Here is a 22,562-nt window from a genome sequence, read left to right on the forward strand (position 1 = left end):
GGTATTGACGGGCAGTCAGGCGCGGACGCCGAAGGTGGCCACGGCGGCGGCATGGTCGCTGGGCCAGCCGTTCGCGGCCGTGTCCGGGATCGGCTTGGGCCAGCCGGTGACCAGGATGTGCGCCTCGTCGGCGGACAGCGGCCCGGCCGTGTACAGCGCGTCGATCCGGTCCTGGGGCTGGGCCGGGTCCACCGGCGACCAGGTGTTGCCGGGCTCGCGGACCGGGTCGCGGTGCGCGGCCCGGAAGACGTCGACGAGGCGGGCCTGGTCGAGCAGTTGGGTGACCGGCCAGCGCACCGGGCCCGTCGTGCCGTGGCTGCCGGCGGTGCGTACGGTCCAGTCCAGGTGCGAGGGCGAGGACAGCGCGGCGGCCAGCAGCACCGGGGTGTCCCGGGACGCGCCCAGGTCCGGGGCCATCGCGGTGACCAGGTTCTGCGCCTGCCGATAGCGCAGGCTCGCCCACTCGGCCGCCTCCGCCTGCGCGGGGGTGCGCCCCCGTCGGATCCCGAGCGGCCCGTAGTCGCCCTCGTCGAGACGCGCGTTCCATACCCGCACGGGACGCACGCCCGGCGCCCGCACCGTGGCGGCGATCGCGGGCAGATCACGATCCTCGGGCCGCGTGTCGGCGAGCGGATACCGGCTGATCAGCGCGAGCCCTCCCGGGTCCTCGTACACCGCCCACCCGAGCGCCTCGGCCAGCGAAGTACCCAGCGTGCCGCCGGTGTCCTGGAGCGCGAGCACGTCCAGGCCCTGGGTGAGCACGAGTCGCAGCAGCTTGGTGAGCGCGCCGTCCACGTGCCGACCCCCGTCCCAGACGTCGAGGGTGGCCACCTTCAACACGATGCCGCGCGGGTTGCGCCGCACCGGCACCTGCACGGCGAGTTGCGACGTAGCGCCGGTCGCGCCGTCGCGGCCCTCGACGGTCAGTACACCCGGGTGGTGCGTGCCGGCGCGCGGGGCCTTCGCGGTGACGGTGCCGTCGACGCCGACGCTCAGCCAGTCGTCGCCGCCGCGGGCCCGGAACGTGACGCCCCGACCGTTTTGTTGCCCGTCGGCCGCGGTCCACAGGCCGGCCAACCGCACCACGGCCGCCTCCCCCGCCACGACCGCCGAGGTGGTGAGCGTGTCGACGGCGAACCGGGGCCGCGGCGGCACCGGTCGGGCCGCGAAGCCGAACGGCGCGCTCTGCGCGAGGATCCCGTAGCCGTCCTTGGCCAACAGGTAGGCGGTGTACGGCCCGTCGGTGAGCCCCTGGGTCTCCAGGGTCACCTCGCCCTCGGCGGCTGTGACGTACTTCCAGACCAGCGAACCCCCGTTGCCCGGCACGCGGGCGCCGTCGTACACCCCGACCCAGTTCTTCGGGTGCGGCGCGTCGGTGGCGAAGCGGAAGGTCAGTTGATCACCCTCCTTCGGCGCGGTGGGGCGCACAAGGGTGAGCGAGCTCCCAGACATGTCGTCGATTCCTTTCCGGTACGGGGAGGTGGCAGTGGTACGAGGGGCATCCGGGTGGTGCGGTACACCGACTCGGGGAGACTCAGCCGAGAACGTTCCGGCAGGCGGCGCCGCGTAGGACCACCACTCGGCAATCGCACGCCATGCCCGACCCGCGCCCGAGCGCGGCGGCGCGACCGGCGGGGACCGGTATGTCGCGGCCACGGGTGGTGGGCACGGAAGTACTCCAGGCAGAAGTCGAGTTGGCCAAACGGTTCGGCTCAGTAGGCCGGCGACCGATGTCCGGCACATGAACACCCGCGCACACCCGAACGAGCTTCACGGGAAGACCCGGCGCACCCGAGGACCGCCCGAACCCACGAGCGAGGGCGGGGCGGTCGGTCACGTCCCGCCACCGAAGGCCACTCGGCGTGAATCCGCGGGCCGGGAAGACGACACCGGCCCGGCGCCCGACGGCACAATCCGTCCCGATTCGGCGGCGAATGTTCGTGCCGGCGCGAGGTGGAGAGTTAAATAGATGGGGTCACCCCATGCGCGTCGGAGACTCGAGGAGGCGCGCGTATACCGACGCGCATCCGCACGCACCCGCCCCGTGAGCGGGAGCCCCGGAGGCGGCCGGCCCCGGGGTTTTCCCGACCCCCGGGCGTACCGCTCCCGCCCCGAAGCCGCGTGCGCCGACCCGGGTCGAACGACGGCCCGAGGCACCCGTGCCGTGCCCCGTGTCCGCCGGCGGCCCCGCACCGCAGACCGATAGGAAAAGAAGGTCCGATGCACATGCCGATGCGATGGGAATCATTCCTCGCGGCAGTCCGGGAGCGGGGCGAATACTCCTCGCCCGAAGAGGCCGAACGTGCCATCCGGGTCGTACTCGCGCTCTTGGGCGCCCACCTGGTCGGCGCCGAACGTGCCGAACTGGCCTCGCGGTTGCCGGAGACCTGTGCGCTGGTACTGCTCAACCCGCTCCCCGCGCACGAACCGCTCAGCGCAGAGCGCTTCGTCCGCGCGACCGGCGCCTGGATCGACGGCGCGACCGACGAGACCGCGCTGTGGGACGTCGGAGCGGTGCTGAGCGTGGTGGCCGACGCCGCCGGCGAAGACCTGATGAACCGGCTGCTCCTGCAACTCCCGCCGGGCTACGACCTGCTCTTCGGCCGCCCTCGACCGGGCCGACCCCTGGAATGACCCAGCACGGACAAGACAAACGGACCACAGTCCGCTAAATTAAGCGGACCACGGTCCGAATACCGTTTCGGGCCTGCGCACTCTCGGGGAGTCGTCATGGCACGAACTCGTACATGGGCACGTCGGCGGCGGAGCCGGGGTCTCCTGGCCGTCCTGGCCCTCGCCCCGGCGCTCACCGTGGGCAGCGTCGCCTCGGCCTCGGCCGACACCGCACCCACTGCCGCCGCCACGCACGACAAGGTCGTCTACCACCACCACCGCCCCGGCGTCGGCACACCGTGCGAGGGCCTGGCCGGCTGCACGTACGTGCAACTCACCGGCGACCCGAGGACCGGTCCGTCCGAGGCGATGTTCACGCTCGAGGCGGGCACCCGCTTCGCCCCCCACTGGCACACCAGCCCGGAACACGTCGTCGGCGTGTCGGGCACCGTGCTCTGGAACGTCGAGGGCCACAAGCGCTACCGCGTCGGCGCCGGCGACTTCCTGTCCTACCCGAGCAAGGCCGTGCACTGGGGCCAATGCGCACCGGGCGCCGACTGCGTCTACTACGTCTACGACGAACTCCCGTACGACTTCCACCCGGCCGACTGACCCGCCATCGCCGACCGCGCCCAACGCCCCTCAGGCGCGGGCGAGTTCGGCGTTCGCGTGCTCTGTGATCAGGGCCAGGACGCGGCCGGCGACGGCCAGGTCCTCGGGGGCGATGTCGGCGTAGACGCGAGCGGAGATCCCGGCGGTCTCGGCCGTGGTGGTGTCGTACAACGTGCGCCCGGCGTCGGTGAGCCGGAGCCGGGCCGCGTCCGCCGAGTCCGCCTCGACCAGCTTCGCGGCCACCAACTCCTCGACGACGCCGCGCACCACGGACTCGGACTCCTTCAGCGAACCGGTCACCTCGCCGACGAGCTCGTCGCGACCGACGGGCCCGTCCGCGACGGCGACGACCCGCAGCGTGACGCCCTGATGGAAGGTGACCCCGTGGCGGGCCAACACCCGCTCCAGCAGGGCCCGCCCGGCGTAGTGCGCCAGCGCGAGGGCGCGGGGGGTGACCGGGGGTGCGGTGATGGTCATGGTTGCTCCTTGGTTGGTGCGAATACGAGCCCGGGAGCCAGTGCCGCCGTGGCGCTCGTGATCGCCGGGCCGACGACAATTACAGTACATGGCTACCATGTCCATGGCTACTATCTTGCGGCAGTCGGCCCCGGCGGCGGAACCACGACCGGCCCGAAAATCCGGTGCGTCGCCTCCACCCGATCGTCAGACTCGCCCTCATGAGCACCGACATCACGCGCATCAACCCCGACGACCTGCACCCGACGCCCGGCTATCACCACATCGCGGTCGTGGAGGCCGGGCGAACGGCCTTCCTGTCCGGCCAGTGCCCGCTCGACCGATCCGGCGCACTGGTGGGCCCCGGCGATCTCGACGCGCAGATCGACCAGGTGGCCGCGAACGCGCTCGCCGCCCTCGGGGCGGTGAACGCCCGGCCGGAGCACGTCGTTCGCTCCGTCATCTACGTGGTCAGCGCCGACCGCGCGGTCCTCGGCGCCGCCTGGGCCCGCCTCACCCGCTCCGACCTCGCACCCGCGTTCACCACGGCGAGTACGCTCCTCGGCGTCGCGCAACTCGGTTTCCCGGGGCAGTTGGTCGAGGTCGAGCTCACGGCGGCGCTCCCCACCTGAGCACGCTTCGCGGCCCGATAGCCGGCCGACTCCCGCACCTACCCGGCGACTTCGGCACCCCGCAGACCCCCGCGCCGTCCCGCGCGGGGGTCCATCCCGATGCGCTGCCGGACCTGCGGACCACGCTCCGGCTCAACCGGCTCTTCCTGCGGCGAAGGCGATCCCGACCGCGCCCGAACGTTCGGGGCTACGGCGACGTCGGCATCAAGCGCCGAGCACCGCCGGCGGCCACGGCGCCTGTCGGGGCCACGGCGCGGCCTCCTCCAACTGCGCGGCCAACCGCAGCAGTTGCGCCTCGGCGCCGAGCCGTCCGGTGAGCTGGATCGCCACCGGCAACCCGGCCTCGTCGAAGCCCGCCGGCACACTCGCCGACGGCAGTCCGGTCACGTTGAACACCGAGGTGAACCAGGTCATCTCGGCGGCGTGCGCGTACATGCTCGCCGGGTCGCTCGTGTCCAGCACGCCGAGTTCGGGCACCGGCACGCCCAACGTCGGGCTCAACCACACGTCGTACGCCTCGAAGAACGGCGCCACCTCCCTCCCGATCCGCACCACGGTCTGCAACGCCCGGACCAGATCCGGCCCCCGCATCGCCGCCGTGCGCTCGTGGATCACCCGGGTGAACGGCTCGATGTCGTCCTCCCGCAACTCCCGGCCCAGTTCGGCCAACCGGTCCTCGATCTGGGCGTGCGTCGCCGCCGACATCACCTGCCCGAGCGCCTGCCCCGTGGCCGGTCCGTCCCACACCGGCGCGGCCTCCTCGACCCGATGACCCAGTTCGGCGAGCAGCGCGGCCGTGCGCTCCACCGCGCGCACCGCCGCCGGGTGCGCGGCGACCCCGTCCACGTTGGCCGTCGCGAACCCCACCCGCAGCCGGGTGGGCGCGGCGTCGAGCGCGGCCAGGAACGATCCGGCCGCCGGCGCCGGCAGCGCCGCGTACGGGTCGCCCGGCAGCGGTCCGGCGACCACGTCGAGCAGCGCGGCCGAGTCGCGGACCGTCCGGGTGACCGCGTGCGCGATCGACAGCGGGTAGGCCAGGGCGGACAGGCCCTGGTCGTCGGGCACCCGGCCCCGCGACGGCTTGAGCCCGAACAGCCCGCAGCAGGCGGCCGGGATCCGGATCGAGCCGCCACCGTCGTTGGCGTGCGCGGCCGGCAGGATGCCCCCGGCCACGGCGGCGGCCGAACCGCCGGAGGAGCCCCCGGTGGAGTGCGTGGTCCGCCAGGGGTTGTGCGAGGGGCCGTGCAGAAGCGGTTCGGTACTGGCGTTCTTGCCGAACTCGGGGCTGTTCGTCTTGCCGACCACGACGAGCCCGGCCCGCCGGTACCGCGTGGTCAGCGCACCGTCCCGCGTCACGACCGCGTCGGCGAACAGCCGCGAGCCCTGACTGCTCACCATGCCGGCCACGTCGCAGCCGAGGTCCTTCACCGCGAACGGCACCCCTCGCAACGGACCGTCGGGCAACTCCCCCGCCGCCTCGGCCCGGGCGGCCGCGACACGTGTCGACACGAACGCGCGCAGCGTCGGATCACGCTCCTCTATCCGCCGCAGCACCGCATCGAGCAACTCCGCCGGCGACACCTCCCGCCGCCGAACAAGATCGGCCAGCCCCACCGCGTCGTGGTCGTCCAACAACTCACCGGTGTCCATCGCGCGCACCCTCGCTTCGCTTGACTCAATCCATCAACTGCATGATGCAATCAAGCAATCCAGAACACAACAACAACGAAGCCGACCGAACGCACGGCGCGGCGGGCGCGGGACGCGGGGGCGCGGCGGGCGCGGGGCGCGGGGGCGCGGCGGGCGCGGGGCGCGGGAGCGCGGTCGGGGTCGGCGGGCCGGGGTTGCGCGGCGGACGTGGGACGCGGCGGGCGCGGGGCGCGGGCGCGCGGTCGGGGTCGGCGGGCCGGGGTTGCGCGGCGGGCGCGGGACGCGGCGGGCGCGGGACGCGGGGACGCGGTCGGGGTCGGCGGGCCGGGGTTGCGAGCCGGGTGTGCGGGCCGGGCAACTGGCGCGCTCGTGGTGGATGCGTCGGGAATCGGGGTTTGGGGAACGTGTCACACCCGTCGTCGGTTGAAGTGCCTGAGGACGACACGAGGAGAGTGTGATCGATGGCGGGAATCCGATCGGCGGGCCGACTGGTCGCGGGTGGGCTGGCGTTGGCCGCCGCCGGCTGGGCGTTGCGGGACGTCCCGGCGGAGCTCGGCGGCAAGGCCGAGGGCGAACGCCTGGCCCGCGTGCACCGCTCGCCGCAGTTCCGGGACGGCGCGTTCCACAACCCCGTACCCGCCGCCCTGGTCGCGGCCGGCAGCGCGCCCGGCCTGATCGCGGACCTGCTCCGCGACCGTGACCTGCGCCGACCCGCCGCGCCCGTACCCCTGGTCGCCACCCCGACCGTGCCGCAGTCCCCGCACGGCGTGAGCGCCGTCTGGTACGGCCACGCGAGCACCCTGGTCGAGATCGAGGGCCGCCGCGTGCTCTTCGACCCGGTGTGGAGCGACCGCGTCTCCCCCTTGCAGCTCGTCGGCCCCCGCCGGATGCATCCACTGCCGGTCCCGCTCGCCGCCCTGCCCAACGTCGACGCGGTGGTCATCTCGCACGACCACTACGACCACCTCGACCGCGCCACCGTACGCGCGCTCACCGCCACCCAGACCGCGCCCTTCCTCGTCCCGCTCGGCATCGGCGCCCACCTGGAGCGCTGGAACGTCCCCGCCGACCGCATCGTCGAACTCGACTGGGAGGAGGACGCCACGGTCGCCGGTCTGCGCTTCACCGCGACCGCGGCCCGCCACTTCTCCGGCCGCACCCTGCGCCGCAACGACACGCTGTGGGGCTCGTGGGTGGTCGCGGGCGCCGAGCGCCGGGTGTTCTACGCCGGCGACTCCGGCTACTTCGACGGCTACGCCCGGATCGGCGCCGCGCACGGCCCCTTCGACCTGACCCTGATGCCGATCGGCGCGTACAGCCCGAGCTGGCCCGACATCCACATGAACCCCGAGGAGGCCGTCGCCGCCCACCTGGACCTGGGCGGCAAGGTGCTCCTCCCGGTGCACTGGGCGACCTTCGACCTCGCCCTGCACCCGTGGGCCGAACCGGTCGACCGGCTGTGGCAGGAGGCCAAGGCCAAGGACGTACGGCTGGCCATCCCGCGCCCCGGGGATCGGGTCGACACCGACGACGCCGTCCAGGTCAGCCCGTGGTGGGAACTCACGCGCGGCCCGGACCCCGTCCGGACCCACTGACCGGAGCCCACGCCGGACAGGGCCTAAGCTCACGATCATGCGTGTGCTCGTGGTGGAGGACGATCCGGATCTGGGTCGGGCCGTGGTGTCCGGATTGCAGACGGTCGGGTTCGCGGTGGACGCGGCAGGGCGCATCGGCGACGCCGACCTCAAGGTCGCGGTCAACACCTACGACTGCCTGGTCGTCGACCGCGGCCTGCCGGACGGCGACGGCCTCGACCTGGTCCGCCGGCTGCGCGCGGCGGGCGCACGTACCCCGGTGCTGATGTTGACCGCGATGGACGCCGTTCCCGACCGGCTCGCGGGCTTCGACGGCGGCGCCGACGACTACCTCGTCAAGCCCTTCGTCTTCGAGGAACTGGCCGCCCGGGTACGTGCGTTGTGCCGCCGCGCCGAGCAGCCCCGGCCGCCGGTCTCGGTGGTCGGCGACGTCGAGATCGACACCGCCCGCCGCCGGGTGCGCCGGGCCGGGGTGCTGCTCACGCTGACGGTCAAGGAGTTCGCGGTCCTGGAACTGCTGACCGCCCGCGCCGGACAGGTGGTGCCGCGCGCCGACCTGATCGAGTGCTGCTGGGACGAGATGGCCGAGCCGATGTCCAACGTCGTGGACGCGGTGATCGCCCAACTGCGCCGCAAACTCGGCCCGCCGGCCCTGATCGGGACGGTGCGCGGCGTCGGCTTCGTGATCGGTGGGGACGAAGCGGCCGGCACCCCGTGAGATTCCGCGCACGATCGGCGACCGGGGCACCGGACCCACCGCCCACGCGTGCCGGCCGGCCCCTCCGCCCCGCCGTCGCCCGGCTGCGCCGCCTGCGCTGGACGCTGACCGCGCTGTTCACCCTCACCACGGCGGTCTGCCTGGTCGTGCTCGCCGTGGTCGCCGGGTCCATCGACGGCCAGTCCCGGGACCGCGAGTTGGACAACGACCTCGACCGCCGCGTGTCGGGCCTGTCCCGGGCCCTCTACTACGAGGACGGGACGCTGCGCCTCGACTCGCTGCACGAGGACGAACTCGTCGAGGGGGACGTGGCGATCGCCGTGGTCGAATGGGATCCGGCCGGGGTGCCCCGACGCTCCTACGCCGAACCCGCCGACTCGCCGCTGCTGCCGAGCGCGGAGCGACTGACCGAGATCGGCGCGGACGCCCGGGAGGTGCAGTCGGCCGTGGCCTGGGACGCCGAGGGGCGCGACGGCCGCACGGTGCGGGTGGCCGCGGCGCCGGTGTGGGAGGGCGATCGTGTCGACGCGGCGCTGATCGCCGTCGCCGACCCGGGACCCGGTCGGCGCGACCACGATCGGCTCGTGCGCTGGTTGTTCCTGGGCTGCCTCGCCCTGGCCGCGGCGGCGGGCCTGGCCGGGCACCTGCTGTCCGGGCGCAGCATGCGGCCCGCGCTGCGCACGCTGGAGCAGCAGGAGCAGTTCCTGTCCGAGGCCGCACACGAACTGCGCACCCCGTTGGCCACGTTGCGTCTGGTCACCTCCGCAGGCGCGGCTGCGCCGGATACCGCACCGAGGGAGCTGGCCCGCGCGACACGTCTGGTGGATCAACTGGGCCGGTTGGTCACCGGGTTGCTCGTGCGGGCCCGGGTCCAAGCCGGCACGCAGGAGGTGGAGCGCGAGGCGCTGCGGCTCGATCAGCTGGTCGAGCAGGTGATGGACGAACTGCCGCCGTCCGGGGCGCGGTTCACGGTGCGGACCGAGCCGACCGTGGTGCGCGGCGATCCGGAGTTGTTGGCCCAGGCGGTGCGCAACCTGGTGGACAACGCGGTCAAACACGGCGGCGGCGATGCCGCGATCGACGTCGAGGTCGCGGACGGCGCGGTACGGGTGCGCGACCGCGGGCCCGGGGTGGCCGAGGGCGACCGCGAGCGGGTCTTCGAGCGGCGCGCCATGGGCCCGACGGGCGGTACCGGAATCGGCCTGGCGATCGTGCGGTGGGTGGCCGACCTGCACGGCGGCACCGCCCGCATCACCGACGCCCCCGGCGGTGGCGCCGTCGCCGAACTCCGCCTGCCGACCGAACCGGCCCCGGAATCCCGCCCCGAACCGCCTCGCGAGCCCGCCGAGCCCCGCGAACCCTGACCCGACCCACCCCGGCACCACCGCTCCGGCCACGTCAACGCCGCATCATGAAATCCTCATGAACGCCGCGCCACACTCTCCCCATGTCCGTCACCCCCGGCCACGGCGACTTCCGCCGCTCCGACACCCGCCGCCCGAAACCCCCGTCCCGCACCGCTCGTCGGGTGCTGGTGCCGATCGTGGTGGCCGTGGTGATCGTGATCGTGGTTCCGGCCGCGGTGTTCGGTCCCGACGCCGCCCGGCATGACCAACCGGCGCCGCGTCGGCCCACCGTCGAATCGGTGGGCAACCCCGCCTGGCAGCCGGTCGAGCGGGCCTGGCGGTGGTGGCACCGAAGCACCGAACGTCGGTGAAGGGATCGGCCCTTCACCGGCGCCTCCACGGGGCGGGCGGCCCGCCAAGCCATGACCGGCCGCCCGCCCCGCCCCCCATCCCCCACCCGGCCGCCCCCGTCCGGCCGGGGTCCTATCCCCCCACCGACGCCAAGGACTTGGCGGGCGACGGGAAGTGGCAGGCCACCCGATGCCCGGGATCCCCCGCCAGGGCGGACAGCGGCGGCGCGGTCGTCGCGCACACGTCCTGCGCCTTGTGGCAGCGGGTCCGGAAGTGGCAGCCCGAGGGCGGGTTGATCGGACTGGGCACGTCGCCTGTCAGCCGGATACGTTCGCGCCGGCCGCCGTCCGGTCCGACCGCGCCGGGCACCGCCGACAACAGGGCGTGCGTGTACGGGTGATGCGCGTTCTCGTACAGCGCACCGCGTTCCGCGCTCTCCACCACCCGGCCCAGGTACATCACCACGACCCGGTCGCAGAAGTGCCGGACCACCGCCAGGTCGTGCGCGATGAACACGAACGCGATGCCCAGATCGCGCCGCAGGTCCGCGAGCAGGTTGATCACCTGCGCCTGGATGGACACGTCCAGCGCGGACACCGGCTCGTCGGCCACGATCAGCTTGGGCCCGGCGGCCAACGCCCGCGCGATCCCGATGCGTTGCCGCTGTCCGCCGGAGAACTCGTGCGGAAAGCGGTTGTAGTGCTCGGGGTTCAGGCCGACGGTGTCGAGGAGTTCCTGAACCCGCTTGCGCCGACCACCGGGCGGGTCGATGTTGTTGACGTCCAGCGGGGCGCGCAGGATGCCGCCGATGGTGTGCCGGGGGTTCAGCGACGAGTACGGGTCCTGGAACACCATCTGGATCTGCGCCCGAATCGGCGCGAGTTCGCGGCGCGAGGCGTGCGTGATGTCCTGGCCCCGGTACCGGATCGTGCCCGCGCTCGGTTCGAGCAGGCGGGTGATCAGCCGGCCGGTGGTCGACTTGCCGCAGCCCGACTCGCCGACCAGTCCGATGCTCTCGCCGGCCTCGACCGTGAGGTCGATGCCGTCCACCGCGCGGACGGCTCCGACTCGGCGGCGGAGCAGAGTGCGCGGCCCGGGGAAGTGTTTGGTCAGTCCCGCCACTTCGAGCAGCGGCGCCTCGGATGTGCTCATACGTTCTTCCCGCCTTCTCGCGCGTCGGGCACCTGCGCCCGCTCCTGCTCCCGTTCCGCGGACCCGACTGCCGCCGCCACCGACCCGGTCCCCACCGCTACGGGTACCGCCTCCAGGTGACAGGCGGCCGCATGTCCGCTGTCGCCCTCCCCCACGAGTACCGGCGCCTGGGTACGGCACGGCGATCCGGGCCCCGCGATCACCTGGGCGCAGCGCGGGTGGAAGGCGCAGCCGGGCGGCGGCGCGAGCAGGCTGGGCGGTGCGCCGGGCACCGGTCGCAGCGGGCGGTCCAGCGGGTCGGACAGCCGCGGCACCGAGGCGAGCAGGCCCCGGGTGTACGGGTGCTTGGGGTTCTCCAACACCTCGGCGGCCGGGCCGAGTTCGACTGCCCGACCGGCGTACATCACCAGCACCTCGTCGGCGACGTCGGCGACCACGCCGAGGTCGTGCGTGACCAGGATGATCGCGGTGCCCAGTTGCGCCTGGAGTTCGCCGAGCAGGTCGAGGATCTGGGCCTGGACGGTGACGTCGAGCGCGGTGGTGGGCTCGTCGGCGATCAGCAGGTCGGGTTCGCACACCAGCGCCATGGCGATCATCGCGCGCTGGCGCATGCCCCCGGAGAACAGGTGCGGATACTCCCGGGCGCGTCGGGCGGCCTGGGGGATGCCGACCCGGTCCAGCATCTCGATCGCCCGGTCGAGCGCCTCGCGGCGGCCGGCGCCGGTGTGGCGCCGGTAGGTCTCCACGATCTGCGCGCCGACCGTGTAGTAGGGGGAGAGCGCGGTGAGCGGGTCCTGGAAGACCATCGACACGCGTTGTCCGCGCAGGTCCCGCAGGGTGCGTTCGGACGCGCCGACCAGTTCGGTGCCGTCCAGGACGGCGCTGCCCTCGACGGTGGTGCGGGCGGGGTTGTGCAGGCCCAGGAGGGTGAGGTTGGTGACGCTCTTGCCCGAGCCGGACTCGCCGACGATGCCGAGGGTACGGCCGCGTTCGACGTCGAAGGAGACACCGTCGACGGCCTTGACCACGCCGCCCTCGGTGGCGAAGCGGACCCGCAGGTCGCGGACCGCAAGCAGCGGAGGGGTCATCACACACGCACCCGGGGGTCGATGACGGCGTACACGGCGTCCACCGCGACGTTGGCGAGCACCATGGCGGTGGCGGCGATCAGCACCACTCCGGTGATCATCGGCAGGTCGGAGTTGGCGACCGCGTTGACCGCGAGCTTGCCGATGCCGGGAATGTTGAAGGTGGTCTCGGTGACCACCGCGCCGCCGAGCAGCACGCCCAGTTCGATGCCGTACACGGTCACCACCGGGGTGATCGCGCCGCGCCACGCGTGTTTCAGATAGACCTGACGCGACGTCAATCCCTTGGCCCGCACGGTGCGCACGTGGTCCTCGCCGAGCGCGTCGATCATCGACGCGCGGGTCAGTCGGGAGTACACCGCGGCCTGGACGCAGGCCAGCGTCAGCCACGGCAGCAACAACCCGCCCATCCAGCCGCCGGGATCACCGTTGAACGGCAGGTATTCGGGTTTGGGCAACCAGCGCAGTTGGTCGACCAGCACGTAGCGGGCGATCACGCCGAGGAACTGGATCGTCACCGAGGCGCCGATCAGCGACAGCGCCATGGTGGACTTGTCCAGCCAGGTGCCGCGCCGCAGCGCCGCGAGCATGCCGATCATGATACCGACGCCGAGGAAGATCACCGAGGCGCCGAGCGCCAGCGACAGGGTGGCCGGGAAACGGTCGAGCAGGGTGTCGAGGACCGGCTCGTGGTTGACGAACGAGTAGCCCAGGCACGGCGCGGAGCAGTGCGAGGCGCCGAAGTCGCGGCCGGCGAAGACGCCGACGATGTAGTGCCAGTACTGCATCGGCACGGACTCGTCCAGGCCGAGGTCACGGCGGATCAGCGCCAGCGTCTCGGGGGTGCAGGTCTTGCCGCAGGACAACCGCGCCGGGTCGTCCGGCATCGCGAAGAACAGGAAGAAGGTGACGGTGAAGACGACGAACAGGATCAGCGCCGCGCCGAGCAGTCGCTGCACCAGGAATCGGAACATGGGGATGGGCCCTCACTGGAGGTCGGACCTGGGGGTGGCCGGGCGGCCCGGCGGCGTGGGCGGCGCGGGCGGGAAGGGGGGAGCCTTCCCGCCCGCGCCGCCGGCCGGAGCCGGGGCCGCCTCGCCCGGGGCTACTTGACCCAGACGTCGATCGGATAGGTCGAGCCGATGAAACCGACCCGCACGCCGCCCAGGCCGGGACCGTACAGGGTCAGTTGGCGCCGGTAGACGAACGGCACCACGGGGGCGTCGGCCATGATCTTCTTCTCCAGGTTCGACCACTCCTTGCCCGCGGCGACCACGTCCGACATCGCGGTGATCCGGTCCATCTCGGTGCTCATCGCCGGGTTGTTGTACAGGCTGTACACGGAGCCGTCGTCCATGATCTTGCGGCCGTCGAACTTGGCCGGGAGCACGGTCGCCGCGCTCGGCCAGTCGGCGCCCCAACCGGCCCAGTACAGGTCGTACTTGTTGTCCACGCGGCCGATCTCGGTGTAGTAGCTCTTGTCGTTGATCGGCTGCGGGACCACCTTGAAGCCGGCCTGCTGGAGGGCCTGGACGATGGTCACCGAGACCTGCTCCCACATGGGGGTCTGGTTGTACGCGTAGGTGATGGTGGGGTTGGGCGTGCCGGCCTCGGCGAGCAGCTGCTTGGCCTTGTTCACATCACCCGTGGGCGGTACACCCGCCAGGTCGTACGCTTCGAAGCCGAGCACCGTCGGGCCCATCAGCGTGGTGGCGAACTCGCCGTAGGCGGGGCCGCCGAGAATCTGTCGCACCTGCTCCTTGGGGAACGCCGCGATCAGCGCCTGGCGCACCTTCGGGTTGGTCAGGCGCCGGTTGTTCATCTCGAAGTACTCGGTGTACGGGGTGGCCGCGTCCGCCGTGCGGGCCTTCAACTCCGGTGTGGTGAGCACCTGTTGGGCCACCTCGCGGCCGACCGCGACACGGAAGGTCATCGCACTGCGGTCGTTGCCGTTCGCCGCGATCAGCCGCTCGTTGATCTGCTGGTTGGACGCGCCGAACTCGAACTTCCACTGGTCGGGGTAGGCGTGCCGGACCGCGTCGGTGTTCGGGTCCCAGTGTTCGTTGCGCACCATGGTCATGGACTTGTCGATCTCGCGACCGGAGATCTTGTAGGGGCCGCTGGAGAACGGGTGCTTGTCGTACTCGAGTTTGGTGTCCTTGGCGCGCGGCACCGGGGTGCTGGTGTGCATCGCCACCGCGAACGGGAAGTCGCCGCGCGGCGCGGGCAGCGCGAAGGTGATCGTACGCGCGTCGGGGGTCTTGATCGCGTCCAACTCGCGGCCCCCGTAAGGGCCGTCGTAGACCGAGCGGAAGTCGGTGTTGCCGACCAGCCATTCCTGGATCCAGGTCGGGCCGCCGGTGATCTCCTTGGCGAAGGAGCGCTCGATGCCGTACTTGACGTCCTGCGCGGTGATCGGCGACCCGTCCTCGTACTTGAGCCCGTCCTTGAGGGTGAAGGTCCAGGTCTTGCCGCCGTCGGGGCTGGTGCCGGTGTCGGTGGCCAGGTCGCCGACCAGCGTGGTGTGGTCGCCCTCCTGCTTGTACGTGGTGAGCTGACGCGAGATCAGCAGTTCGGCGGTCTGCTCGTGCGAGACGTAGACGCGCGCCGGGTCGAGATGGTTGAAGTCGGCGCGCTCCAGGACCGTGGCGGTGCCGCCGGGCTTGGCGCCGGGGAGTTCCTTGGCCGGACCCTTCGACTCGGCGGCGGCGCCGATCGACACCGCGCGGACCTGGGCCTTGGGAGCGGCGCCCTTGCCGGGCCCTCCGCCGTCGGAAGTGCCGCCGCCGCTGGAACACGCGGCCGCGCCGAGGGCGAGGACCAGCGTGACGAGCGTGGCTCTGGTGGTACCGGTGCGCAGGGTCATGGTTCCTTCCGAGGGTTTGCCGTGCTGGTGCGGTATCGCGAGGAGCGCGGTGGTCAGCGGTCGCTCTTCGGGTCGAGCGCGTCGCGGACCGAGTCGCCGAGCAGGTTGAAGGCGACGACGAACACGAGCATCGAGATGCCCGGCACGCACATGTAGGTGATGTCGGTCTTGTAGACCTCGGCGCCCTTGAGCAGCATCCGCCCCCAGTCGGGGGTGGGTTCGACCATGCCCACGCCGAGGTAGGACAGCGCCGCCTCGGTGGTCACGTAGGTCGGCACCGCCATCGAGGCGCTGACCAGGATCGGGGTGACCAGGTTGGGCAGCAGTTCGCGCAGCACCACGCGGCCGGGCGAGGCCCCGATCACCCGGGCGGCCTCGACGTATTCGCGGCTGCGCAGGGACAACACCTGACCGCGCAGCAGGCGGGCCACCGAGGCCCAGCCGAACGCGGCGAGCACGGCGATGATCACCCCCGCGTGCAGGACCGAGGACATCTGTTCGCCGGGCTCGGTGAGCAGCGAGGTGACCACCGGCGTGAAGGCGATGAAGAACAGCGTCGAGGGGAAGCTGAGCATCACGTCGATCACCCGGCCGACGACGAAGTCGGTGCCGCCGCCCAGGTATCCGGCGGTCACCCCGACCAGCACCCCGAGCACGGTGACCACCACGACCACGGCGAGCGAGATGAGCAGCGAGGTGCGGATGCCGTACAGGAGTTGGGTGAGCACGTCCCGGCCGAGGCCGGGTTCGATGCCGAGCCAGAAGTCGCCGGAGATGCCGCCGTTGGGGGCTATCGGAAAGCCGAACTCGTTGAGCAGGCCGGGGCGGTTCTGGCCGTAGGTGGTGTACGGGTCCTTGCCGTAGAGCTTGGCGAACAGCGGTGCGCCGAGGCCCGCGACGACGAAGACGGCGACGACGCAGGCGGCGGCGATCCCGGTGCGGTCGCGGCGGAAGCGTCGCCAGGCGAGTTGAGAGGGGCGCAGCCCGGCGGGGGCCGGTCGGGTGACGGGCGGATCCTCCTCGACCGGCGGATCCGTGGGGGGCGCGAGGGTGGTCATCTTTGGCGAGCCTCTCGGGAGGCGGCGGGGTGGGTGGTGGTGGGGAACTCTGCCCACGGGTGATCCAAGGGTCAAGGTTTAGGCAGTGTCACATTTGAGGTGCGACATTGTATTTACCTTGTCTTTACTTTTCACCTGCGGTTTTACCTTCGTGGCCATTTTTTGGCCGCCTCCGGCATGGGACTGGCGCAACACTGGAGCCATGTGACATTGTACTGAGGTGACCGGAGCGGATCCCTGCGACAACGACGTCGCACGAGCCGACATGGACCGGCACCGGCGCCGCACCCCCGGCCCCGGCGCCCGGGTGCCGGTCGTACGCCTCGCCGACGACCGGCGCCCGCCCTCCCCCGTCACCCGCCCCTCGGCCCGCGCCGGGCCCGCGCGAACACTCGCCGAGGGCGCCCGGGGGCCGCCTCCGCAGTGCGCGCCACCATCCGATTCGCCTCACTCGTCAAGGAGTTCCCATGTCCGCACCGACCACCGCCGACCGCACCCTGCGCCCCTGGCGCGGCCTCATGGTCGCCACCACCCTGCCGCTGCGGGCCGACCTGAGCATCGACTACGACGCGTTCGCCGAGCACCTGCGCGAGCTGGTCGAGGCGGGCTGCGACGGCGTGGTGCCCAACGGATCCCTGGGCGAGTACCAGACCCTCACGCCGGAGGAACGCGCCCGCGTGGTCGAGGTCGCGATCGAGGCCGTCGGCGGCGACCGCGTGATGCCCGGAGTCGCCGCGTACGGCTCCACCGAGGCCCGCCGCTGGACCGAGCAGGCCGCCGAGGCCGGCGCCCGCGCGGTCATGCTGCTGCCGCCCAACGCCTACCGCGCCGACGACGCCGAGGTGCACGCGCACTACGCCGACGTGGCCGCCGTCGGCCTGCCGATCGTCGCCTACAACAACCCGTTCGACACCCGGGTCGACCTGTCCCCCGAACTGCTCGCCAAGCTGCACGCCGACGGCCACATCGTCGGCGTCAAGGAGTTCAGCGGCGACACCCGACGCGCCTACCGGATCGCCGAACTCGCCCCCGACCTCGACCTGTTGGCCGGCGCCGACGATGTGCTCCTGGAGCTGGCCGTCGGCGGCGCCAAGGGCTGGATCGGCGGCTTCTCCAACGTGCTGCCGACCGCCTGCGCCGAGCTGTACCACGCCACGCGCGCCGGCGACCTGGTCCGCGCCCGCGAGCTGTACGACATCCTGCACCCGCTGCTGCGCTGGGACACCCGCACCGAGTTCGTCCAGGCGATCAAGCTCTCGATGGATGTGGTCGGCAAGTCCGGCGGGCCCTGCCGTCCCCCGCGCCGCCCGCTCTCCGCCGAGGCCCAGGACACCGTGCGCCGAGCCACCGAACGCGCCGTCGCCGCCGGGCTGAGCTGACCGACCCACCGGCCCCCGACCGGCCGGCCCACACCCGCCTCCGGCCCGCGACGCCACCCTCGCCCACCCCGGGCACCGCCCCGAGCCCCGCCCGTCGCGGGCCGCCGACCGGCCGCACCGACGCCGACCGCCCCCGCCGTTCCCTTCCCGAAGGGCTTGCCATCGTGACCACCACCACCGCACCGCCCGTCCGCAGCCACGACCCCGCCGACCCCGACACGCAGGTCGCCGAGGCACCGGCCGTCGCGCCCGCCGACGTGCGTCGGGCCGCCGAGCGGGCCCGGATCGCACAGCGGGCCTGGCTCGACGCGGGCGCCGGCGCCCGCTGCACCGCGCTCGACGCCGCCGCCGACCGGCTCGCCGCCGCGGCCGGCGACCTCGCCGACCTGATCGTGCGCGAGGTCGGCAAGCCGATCGCCGAGGCCCGCGGCGAGGTCGCCCGCGCCGTCGCCATCCTGCGCCACAACGCCCAGCAGGCCTACGACCCGGTCGGCACGGTGCACGAACCCGCCGCCGGGCCCGGCCTGTTGCTCACCCGCCGCCGCCCGCACGGCGTCGCCGGGCTGATCACCCCGTGGAACTTCCCGCTGGCCATCCCGCTCTGGAAGGCCGCGCCCGCGCTCGCCACGGGCAACGCGGTCCTGCTCAAGCCCGCCCCGCAGGCCCTGGGCTGCGCACTGCGCCTGGCCGAACTGTTGGCCGAGGTGCTGCCCGCCGACGTGTTCACCGTGCTGCCCGGCGAGGCCGCCACCGGCGCGGCCGTGGTCGAGGCCGCCGACGTGGTCTCCTTCACCGGCTCCACCGCCGTGGGGCAGGAGGTGGTCCGCGCCGCCACCGCCCGGGGCATCCCGGTACAGGCCGAACTGGGCGGCTGCAACGCCGCGCTGGTGCTCCCGGACGCCGACGTGCGCACCACCGCCGGCCAGCTGATCGCCGCCGCCTTCGGCTACGCGGGCCAAAAGTGCACCGCCACCGGCCGGATCATCGTGGTCGGCGACCCCGAGCCGCTGCGCGCGGCGCTGACCGCCGCCGCCCGCGCCCTGACCGTGGGCGACCCCCGCGACGCCGCCACGGTGTGCGGACCGGTGATCGGCGAGGCGGCCCGCGACCGGGTACGCGCCGCGATCGACGCCGCGACCGGCGCCGGCGCCCGGGTCCTGGCCACGAGCGAGACCCCCGACGGCCCCGGCTGGTACACCGCCCCGACCATCCTGGAGCGGGTTCCCACCGGCCACCCGATCCTGCGCGAGGAGGTCTTCGGCCCGGTCGCCGTCCTACAGACCGCCGCCGACCTCACCGAGGCCCTGGAACTGGCCCGCGACGTGCCGCACGGCCTGGTCACCTCCGTACACACCCGCGACCTCGACGCCGCGCTGACCGTGGTCGACCGGATCGACACCGGCCTGGTCAAGGTCAACGCGCCGACCACCGGCGTCGACTTCCACATGCCCTTCGGCGGCACCAAGGCATCCAGCCACGGCCCCCGCGAACAGGGCCGCGCCGCCGCCGACTTCTACACCTCGGTACGCACCGTGAGCCTGCTCCCGGCGGACCCCACCGGCACGCCGTAGCCGGGCGGTCGACTCACGACCGACCCACGGCCGGACCACGGCCGGGCCCGCCGGGGCCCGGTCGGCGCCCCGGCGCACAAAGAGATCACGACGGAAAGGAGGCTTCGGGCGCGGCGGCGGCTACGCTGTGCCATTGCACATCGTACAAAGGCCGGATCGTATCCGGTCCCGAGGAGGGGCACACCAGATGAGCGCGGACGCCGAAGTATCGAGCGGGCACGTCCTCGGGAACGGCGCCGGGGACACCCCGGGCTCGCTGAACCTGCCGTCCGTGCGGGAGCACCGCAGTCTGCGCGATCAGGTCACACACGCGCTGCGTGCCGCCCTGATCGCCGGCGAGCTGCGCCCCGACGTCGTCTACTCGGCACCGAGCCTGGCCGCCCAGTTCCGCGTCTCGGCCACCCCCGTGCGCGAGGCGATGCTCGACCTCGTCAAGGAGGGTCTGGTCGAGGTGGTCCGCAACAAGGGCTTCCGGGTGACCGCGCTGTCCGGCCGCGACCTCGACGAATACACCGAGATCCGGGCCCTGATCGAGATCCCGGTGATCGAACGCCTGGCCGAGACCGCCGACCACGCGGCCCTGGAGGCACTGCGCCCGGTGGCCGCCGCCATCGTGGCCGCCGCCGAACGCCGCGACCTGATCGGATACCTCGAATCCGACCGCCAGTTCCACCTCGGCCTGCTCGAACTCGGCGGCAACCGCCGCCTGGTCGAGGTGGTCGGCGACCTGCGCAAGCGCTCGCGCCTGTACGGCCTCACCCGACTCGCCGAACGCGGCGCGCTGGTCGCCTCGGCCCGCGAACACGAGGAGATCCTCGACCTGTTGCTCGCCGGAGACGCGGCCGGCGTACGCCGCGCGATGAGCGAACACCTGGGCCACATCCGCTCGCTCTGGTCCGACCGGGCGCGCGAGTCCACACCGGAAGACTAGGGCGAACTCCCCCATGAACCACCGATACACGATGACCGACCACGTGTTCCCGCTGCCGCTGGACCACCACGATCCGACCGGCCCCCGGATCGACGTCTTCGCCCGCGAGGTCGTCGATCCCGCCCGCGCCCACGAGAAGCTGCCCTGGCTGCTGTATCTCCAGGGCGGTCCGGGCGGCAAGTCGCCGCGGCCGATCTCCGGCTCCCCCGGCTGGCTGCGGCACGCCACCCGGACCCACCGCGTGTTGCTCCTGGACCAGCGCGGCACCGGACGCAGCACCCCGGTGACCGCCCGGGCCGCCGCCCGGTTCCGCTCCGCCGACGAACTGGCCGCCCACCTCGCGCACTTCCGCGCCGACTCGATCGTCGCCGACGCCGAGGCGATCCGCCGCGCGTTGTGCGACGACGAGCCCTGGGAGACGCTCGGTCAGAGCTACGGGGGGTTCATCACGCTCAGCTACCTGTCGCTGGCCCCGGAGGGACTGCACCGCTGCCACATCACCGGCGGCCTGCCCGGCCTGTCCGCCACGGCCGACGACGTGTACGCGCTGACCTACCCGCGCATCCGGGACAAGAACGCCGAGTTCCGCGAGCGCTACCCGGACGACGTGGCCCGGCTGCGCCGGATCGCCGACACGGTCGCCGACGGCGGCGTGCGACTGCCCGACGGCGATGTGCTGACGGTGCGTCGGCTGCGCACCCTGGGCCAGGTGTTCGGCATGGGCGACGGCTTCGAGCGGGTGCACTGGCTGCTCGACGAGGCCCTGGACCCCGCCACCGGCGAACTCTCCGACACCTTCCTGCGCCAGGTGGCCACGCTGACCGGCTTCGTGGACAACCCGCTGTACGCGGTGCTCCAGGAGTCCATCTACGCCCAGGGCGCGGGCCCCACCGGATGGGCCGCCGAGCGGACCCACACCGCTCTGGCGGACTTCGCCGACGACGCGGACCCGCTGCTGCTCACCGGCGAGACCATCCACCCCTGGATGTTCGACGAGATCGCCGGCCTGCGCCCGTTCGCCGAGGCCGCCAACCTGCTCGCCGAACGCGCCGACTGGGCGCCGCTGTACGACCCGGCGCGGCTGGCCGCCAACCGGGTCCCGGTCGCGGCGATCGTCTACCACGACGACATGTACGTCGACGCCGGCCTGTCCCTGCGCACCGCCCGCGAGGTCGGCGCGGTCCGCACCTGGGTCACCAACGAGTGGGAGCACGACGGCGTCACCGCCTCCGGCGACACGGTCCTGTCCCGCCTGATGGACATGACGGCCGGCGTGGTCTGAGCCCGCGCGCACCACCCCGAACCCGAGTCGTGCCGCGTCCGCGCGGCACGACTCGATCGTGTCCGGAGGCGGTCACACGGACCGGAACAGGCGCGTGGAGTCGGGCGTGGTCGCCACGACGCGAGACAACACCTCGCGCGTGGTCGCCACTTCCTCGGCACCCAGCCGTTCGGCAAGGCGGCGTTCGAAATCGGCGTGGAACGCCCGGACCCGATCGAGCAGTTCCCGGCCCTGCGGGGACAGGTACAGCCGCTTGGCCCGACCGTCGGCCGGGTCGGGCCGCCGTTCCACGTATCCCGCCGCCACCATGTCGTCGACGATCTTCGCCGCCCCCTGCGCGGTGATCCCGAGCCGGTCGCCGAGTTGACTCGTGGTGACCGCCGCCACGTCCAGGGTGCGCAGCACGAAGCCGTACGACGCGCCCACGACGGTCGCGCCGTTGGCGGTCAGGTGCGCGTGCAGTTCCTGGACGAACGACTCGTAGGCGTGCCCGAGCAACAATCCGAAATCCATTGACGGCCTCTCCCGCATATGTTCAACTCTGGTTGCACACCTTGGTTGTCAATCTCGGTTGAACACCCAGGATCCCTACCGTAGCCGTTGATATCACCCGGAGGAACCACCATGCCGCTCGTCAAAGCCGCCGACGCCCCCGTCTTCGACAACGGCCACGCCACCTTCGTCGGGTTGGCCGCCCCCAGCCGGGGCTCCAGCGAGAACTCGGCCTGGCGGGTAACCCTCAAGCCCGGCGCGGCGGGTCCACCGCACGCCCTGTCCCGGGAGGAGATCTTCGTGGCGCTCTCCGGTCGGGCCGCCGTCACCATGGACGGCGACACCTTCGACGTCGGACCCGGCGACGCGCTGATCGTCCCGGCGGACACGCTGTTCACCCTCGCCAATCCCGGCCCGGACCCGTTCGAGGCGGTGGCGATCCTTCCGGTCGGCGGCCTGGGCCTGCTCGCCGGCCGGGAGCCGTTCACCCCGCCGTGGGCCGCCTGACCAGTCACGCGCACCCGGGCCTCACGCGGGCGGTACGAGCAGCGTGTCCACGACCCGGCGGACCCGGTCCGGCGCGTCCTCGTCGCCCAGACGCAGCGCGGTGTTGGCCGCGGTGAGCACCGCGTCGATCCGGACCGATGCCGAGACCGTTCAGCCCCTCCATGGAGGCCACGTCGACGGCGTGCCGCGCGATCACCTGCCGAGCCCGAGCACCGCGCGACAGCCGCCGATCGGTGATCCCGGACGCGATCGGGTCCACCGGT

Annotated in this window: 21 protein-coding genes; 12 read left to right on the forward strand and 9 right to left on the reverse strand. The window is 72.8% G+C overall.

Going from position 1 to position 22,562, the window contains the following annotated elements:
- Nucleotides 1-15: 15 nt before the first annotated feature.
- A complete protein-coding gene (locus ACH4XV_RS23155) occupies nucleotides 16-1,452 on the reverse strand; it encodes a hypothetical protein (protein ID WP_395792684.1) in 1,437 nt (478 codons plus the stop codon).
- Between the two features lie 774 nt (nucleotides 1,453-2,226).
- On the opposite strand from ACH4XV_RS23155, the gene ACH4XV_RS23160 reads away from it, so the two are divergent.
- Entirely contained in the window at nucleotides 2,227-2,634 is a 408-nt protein-coding gene (locus ACH4XV_RS23160) for a DUF2267 domain-containing protein (RefSeq protein WP_395792946.1), read from the forward strand.
- A 96-nt stretch (nucleotides 2,635-2,730) separates the two neighbouring features.
- Entirely contained in the window at nucleotides 2,731-3,225 is a 495-nt protein-coding gene (locus ACH4XV_RS23165; protein ID WP_395792686.1) for a cupin domain-containing protein, read from the forward strand.
- Nucleotides 3,226-3,255: 30 nt separating this feature from the next.
- Here the strand turns inward: ACH4XV_RS23165 and ACH4XV_RS23170 are convergent, their stop codons facing one another.
- Nucleotides 3,256-3,702, reverse strand: a complete 447-nt coding sequence (locus tag ACH4XV_RS23170; protein WP_395792688.1) for a MarR family winged helix-turn-helix transcriptional regulator — start codon at nucleotides 3,700-3,702, stop codon at nucleotides 3,256-3,258.
- Nucleotides 3,703-3,902: 200 nt separating this feature from the next.
- Here ACH4XV_RS23170 and ACH4XV_RS23175 point away from each other — a divergent pair, with 200 nt between their 5' ends.
- On the forward strand, nucleotides 3,903-4,313 hold the full coding sequence (locus ACH4XV_RS23175) for a RidA family protein (RefSeq protein WP_395792690.1): 411 nt from the start codon (nucleotides 3,903-3,905) through the stop codon (nucleotides 4,311-4,313).
- 204 nt (nucleotides 4,314-4,517) lie between these two features.
- Here ACH4XV_RS23175 and ACH4XV_RS23180 read toward each other — a convergent pair whose 3' ends face one another.
- Complete coding sequence (locus ACH4XV_RS23180) at nucleotides 4,518-5,963, reverse strand: amidase (protein ID WP_395792692.1); 1,446 nt, start codon at nucleotides 5,961-5,963, stop codon at nucleotides 4,518-4,520.
- A 461-nt stretch (nucleotides 5,964-6,424) separates the two neighbouring features.
- Between ACH4XV_RS23180 and ACH4XV_RS23185 the strand changes: the two genes are divergently transcribed.
- The 4 genes from ACH4XV_RS23185 (at nucleotide 6,425) to ACH4XV_RS23200 (ending at nucleotide 9,993) form a co-directional block, all read left to right on the forward strand.
- Complete coding sequence (locus ACH4XV_RS23185) at nucleotides 6,425-7,558, forward strand: MBL fold metallo-hydrolase (RefSeq protein ID WP_395792694.1); 1,134 nt, start codon at nucleotides 6,425-6,427, stop codon at nucleotides 7,556-7,558.
- A gap of 37 nt (nucleotides 7,559-7,595) precedes the next feature.
- Nucleotides 7,596-8,276 carry a response regulator transcription factor gene (locus ACH4XV_RS23190; RefSeq protein WP_395792696.1) on the forward strand — a complete coding sequence of 227 codons (681 nt, stop codon included), beginning with the start codon at nucleotides 7,596-7,598 and terminating at the stop codon, nucleotides 8,274-8,276.
- A complete protein-coding gene (locus ACH4XV_RS23195) occupies nucleotides 8,273-9,640 on the forward strand; it encodes a sensor histidine kinase (protein ID WP_395792698.1) in 1,368 nt (455 codons plus the stop codon). Before ACH4XV_RS23190 ends, ACH4XV_RS23195 begins: the two co-directional genes overlap by 4 nt.
- Nucleotides 9,641-9,723: 83 nt before the next feature.
- Nucleotides 9,724-9,993 (forward strand): hypothetical protein, encoded by a 270-nt coding sequence (locus ACH4XV_RS23200; RefSeq protein ID WP_395792700.1) that lies wholly within the window; start codon nucleotides 9,724-9,726, stop codon nucleotides 9,991-9,993.
- 112 nt (nucleotides 9,994-10,105) lie between these two features.
- Here ACH4XV_RS23200 and ACH4XV_RS23205 read toward each other — a convergent pair whose 3' ends face one another.
- From ACH4XV_RS23205 to ACH4XV_RS23225, 5 genes are all read right to left on the reverse strand, one after another.
- The gene (locus ACH4XV_RS23205; RefSeq protein WP_395792702.1) at nucleotides 10,106-11,125 is read right to left on the reverse strand and encodes an ABC transporter ATP-binding protein; all 1,020 of its coding nucleotides are present in this window, start codon (nucleotides 11,123-11,125) and stop codon (nucleotides 10,106-10,108) included.
- On the reverse strand, nucleotides 11,122-12,213 hold the full coding sequence (locus ACH4XV_RS23210) for an ABC transporter ATP-binding protein (protein ID WP_395792704.1): 1,092 nt from the start codon (nucleotides 12,211-12,213) through the stop codon (nucleotides 11,122-11,124). Before ACH4XV_RS23210 ends, ACH4XV_RS23205 begins: the two co-directional genes overlap by 4 nt.
- A complete protein-coding gene (locus ACH4XV_RS23215; RefSeq protein ID WP_395792706.1) occupies nucleotides 12,213-13,187 on the reverse strand; it encodes an ABC transporter permease in 975 nt (324 codons plus the stop codon). The genes ACH4XV_RS23210 and ACH4XV_RS23215 overlap by 1 nt, the downstream gene beginning before the upstream one ends.
- Before the next feature lie 131 nt (nucleotides 13,188-13,318).
- On the reverse strand, nucleotides 13,319-15,079 hold the full coding sequence (locus ACH4XV_RS23220) for an ABC transporter substrate-binding protein (protein ID WP_395792708.1): 1,761 nt from the start codon (nucleotides 15,077-15,079) through the stop codon (nucleotides 13,319-13,321).
- A 53-nt stretch (nucleotides 15,080-15,132) separates the two neighbouring features.
- Entirely contained in the window at nucleotides 15,133-16,137 is a 1,005-nt protein-coding gene (locus ACH4XV_RS23225; protein ID WP_395792710.1) for an ABC transporter permease, read from the reverse strand.
- A 467-nt stretch (nucleotides 16,138-16,604) separates the two neighbouring features.
- Here ACH4XV_RS23225 and ACH4XV_RS23230 point away from each other — a divergent pair, with 467 nt between their 5' ends.
- The 4 genes from ACH4XV_RS23230 (at nucleotide 16,605) to ACH4XV_RS23245 (ending at nucleotide 21,300) form a co-directional block, all read left to right on the forward strand.
- Complete coding sequence (locus ACH4XV_RS23230) at nucleotides 16,605-17,516, forward strand: dihydrodipicolinate synthase family protein (RefSeq protein WP_395792712.1); 912 nt, start codon at nucleotides 16,605-16,607, stop codon at nucleotides 17,514-17,516.
- 161 nt (nucleotides 17,517-17,677) lie between these two features.
- A complete protein-coding gene (locus ACH4XV_RS23235) occupies nucleotides 17,678-19,087 on the forward strand; it encodes an aldehyde dehydrogenase family protein (RefSeq protein ID WP_395792948.1) in 1,410 nt (469 codons plus the stop codon).
- A 187-nt stretch (nucleotides 19,088-19,274) separates the two neighbouring features.
- Nucleotides 19,275-20,018: a GntR family transcriptional regulator gene (locus ACH4XV_RS23240; protein ID WP_235619233.1), complete on the forward strand. Its 744-nt coding sequence runs from the start codon at nucleotides 19,275-19,277 to the stop codon at nucleotides 20,016-20,018.
- 13 nt (nucleotides 20,019-20,031) lie between these two features.
- On the forward strand, nucleotides 20,032-21,300 hold the full coding sequence (locus ACH4XV_RS23245) for an alpha/beta fold hydrolase (protein WP_395792714.1): 1,269 nt from the start codon (nucleotides 20,032-20,034) through the stop codon (nucleotides 21,298-21,300).
- 72 nt (nucleotides 21,301-21,372) lie between these two features.
- Here ACH4XV_RS23245 and ACH4XV_RS23250 read toward each other — a convergent pair whose 3' ends face one another.
- On the reverse strand, nucleotides 21,373-21,813 hold the full coding sequence (locus ACH4XV_RS23250; RefSeq protein WP_380011516.1) for a MarR family winged helix-turn-helix transcriptional regulator: 441 nt from the start codon (nucleotides 21,811-21,813) through the stop codon (nucleotides 21,373-21,375).
- A 111-nt stretch (nucleotides 21,814-21,924) separates the two neighbouring features.
- On the opposite strand from ACH4XV_RS23250, the gene ACH4XV_RS23255 reads away from it, so the two are divergent.
- On the forward strand, nucleotides 21,925-22,299 hold the full coding sequence (locus tag ACH4XV_RS23255; RefSeq protein WP_395792716.1) for a cupin domain-containing protein: 375 nt from the start codon (nucleotides 21,925-21,927) through the stop codon (nucleotides 22,297-22,299).
- The last annotated feature ends 263 nt before the right edge of the window (nucleotides 22,300-22,562 follow it).

Origin of the sequence: Embleya sp. NPDC020630 (assembly GCF_044334985.1) — a bacterium.
Taxonomy (GTDB): Bacteria; Actinomycetota; Actinomycetes; order Streptomycetales; family Streptomycetaceae; genus Embleya.

Coding starts and splice junctions, on each gene's coding strand:
- ACH4XV_RS23155 (WP_395792684.1), bottom strand. CDS start 1,452: ATGTCTGGGAGCTCGCTCACCCTTGTGCGCCCCACCGCGCCGAAGGAG.
- ACH4XV_RS23160 (WP_395792946.1), top strand. CDS start 2,227: ATGCCGATGCGATGGGAATCATTCCTCGCGGCAGTCCGGGAGCGGGGC.
- ACH4XV_RS23165 (WP_395792686.1), top strand. CDS start 2,731: ATGGCACGAACTCGTACATGGGCACGTCGGCGGCGGAGCCGGGGTCTC.
- ACH4XV_RS23170 (WP_395792688.1), bottom strand. CDS start 3,702: ATGACCATCACCGCACCCCCGGTCACCCCCCGCGCCCTCGCGCTGGCG.
- ACH4XV_RS23175 (WP_395792690.1), top strand. CDS start 3,903: ATGAGCACCGACATCACGCGCATCAACCCCGACGACCTGCACCCGACG.
- ACH4XV_RS23180 (WP_395792692.1), bottom strand. CDS start 5,963: ATGGACACCGGTGAGTTGTTGGACGACCACGACGCGGTGGGGCTGGCC.
- ACH4XV_RS23185 (WP_395792694.1), top strand. CDS start 6,425: ATGGCGGGAATCCGATCGGCGGGCCGACTGGTCGCGGGTGGGCTGGCG.
- ACH4XV_RS23190 (WP_395792696.1), top strand. CDS start 7,596: ATGCGTGTGCTCGTGGTGGAGGACGATCCGGATCTGGGTCGGGCCGTG.
- ACH4XV_RS23200 (WP_395792700.1), top strand. CDS start 9,724: ATGTCCGTCACCCCCGGCCACGGCGACTTCCGCCGCTCCGACACCCGC.
- ACH4XV_RS23205 (WP_395792702.1), bottom strand. CDS start 11,125: ATGAGCACATCCGAGGCGCCGCTGCTCGAAGTGGCGGGACTGACCAAA.
- ACH4XV_RS23210 (WP_395792704.1), bottom strand. CDS start 12,213: ATGACCCCTCCGCTGCTTGCGGTCCGCGACCTGCGGGTCCGCTTCGCC.
- ACH4XV_RS23215 (WP_395792706.1), bottom strand. CDS start 13,187: ATGTTCCGATTCCTGGTGCAGCGACTGCTCGGCGCGGCGCTGATCCTG.
- ACH4XV_RS23220 (WP_395792708.1), bottom strand. CDS start 15,079: ATGACCCTGCGCACCGGTACCACCAGAGCCACGCTCGTCACGCTGGTC.
- ACH4XV_RS23225 (WP_395792710.1), bottom strand. CDS start 16,137: ATGACCACCCTCGCGCCCCCCACGGATCCGCCGGTCGAGGAGGATCCG.
- ACH4XV_RS23230 (WP_395792712.1), top strand. CDS start 16,605: ATGTCCGCACCGACCACCGCCGACCGCACCCTGCGCCCCTGGCGCGGC.
- ACH4XV_RS23240 (WP_235619233.1), top strand. CDS start 19,275: ATGAGCGCGGACGCCGAAGTATCGAGCGGGCACGTCCTCGGGAACGGC.
- ACH4XV_RS23245 (WP_395792714.1), top strand. CDS start 20,032: ATGAACCACCGATACACGATGACCGACCACGTGTTCCCGCTGCCGCTG.
- ACH4XV_RS23250 (WP_380011516.1), bottom strand. CDS start 21,813: ATGGATTTCGGATTGTTGCTCGGGCACGCCTACGAGTCGTTCGTCCAG.
- ACH4XV_RS23255 (WP_395792716.1), top strand. CDS start 21,925: ATGCCGCTCGTCAAAGCCGCCGACGCCCCCGTCTTCGACAACGGCCAC.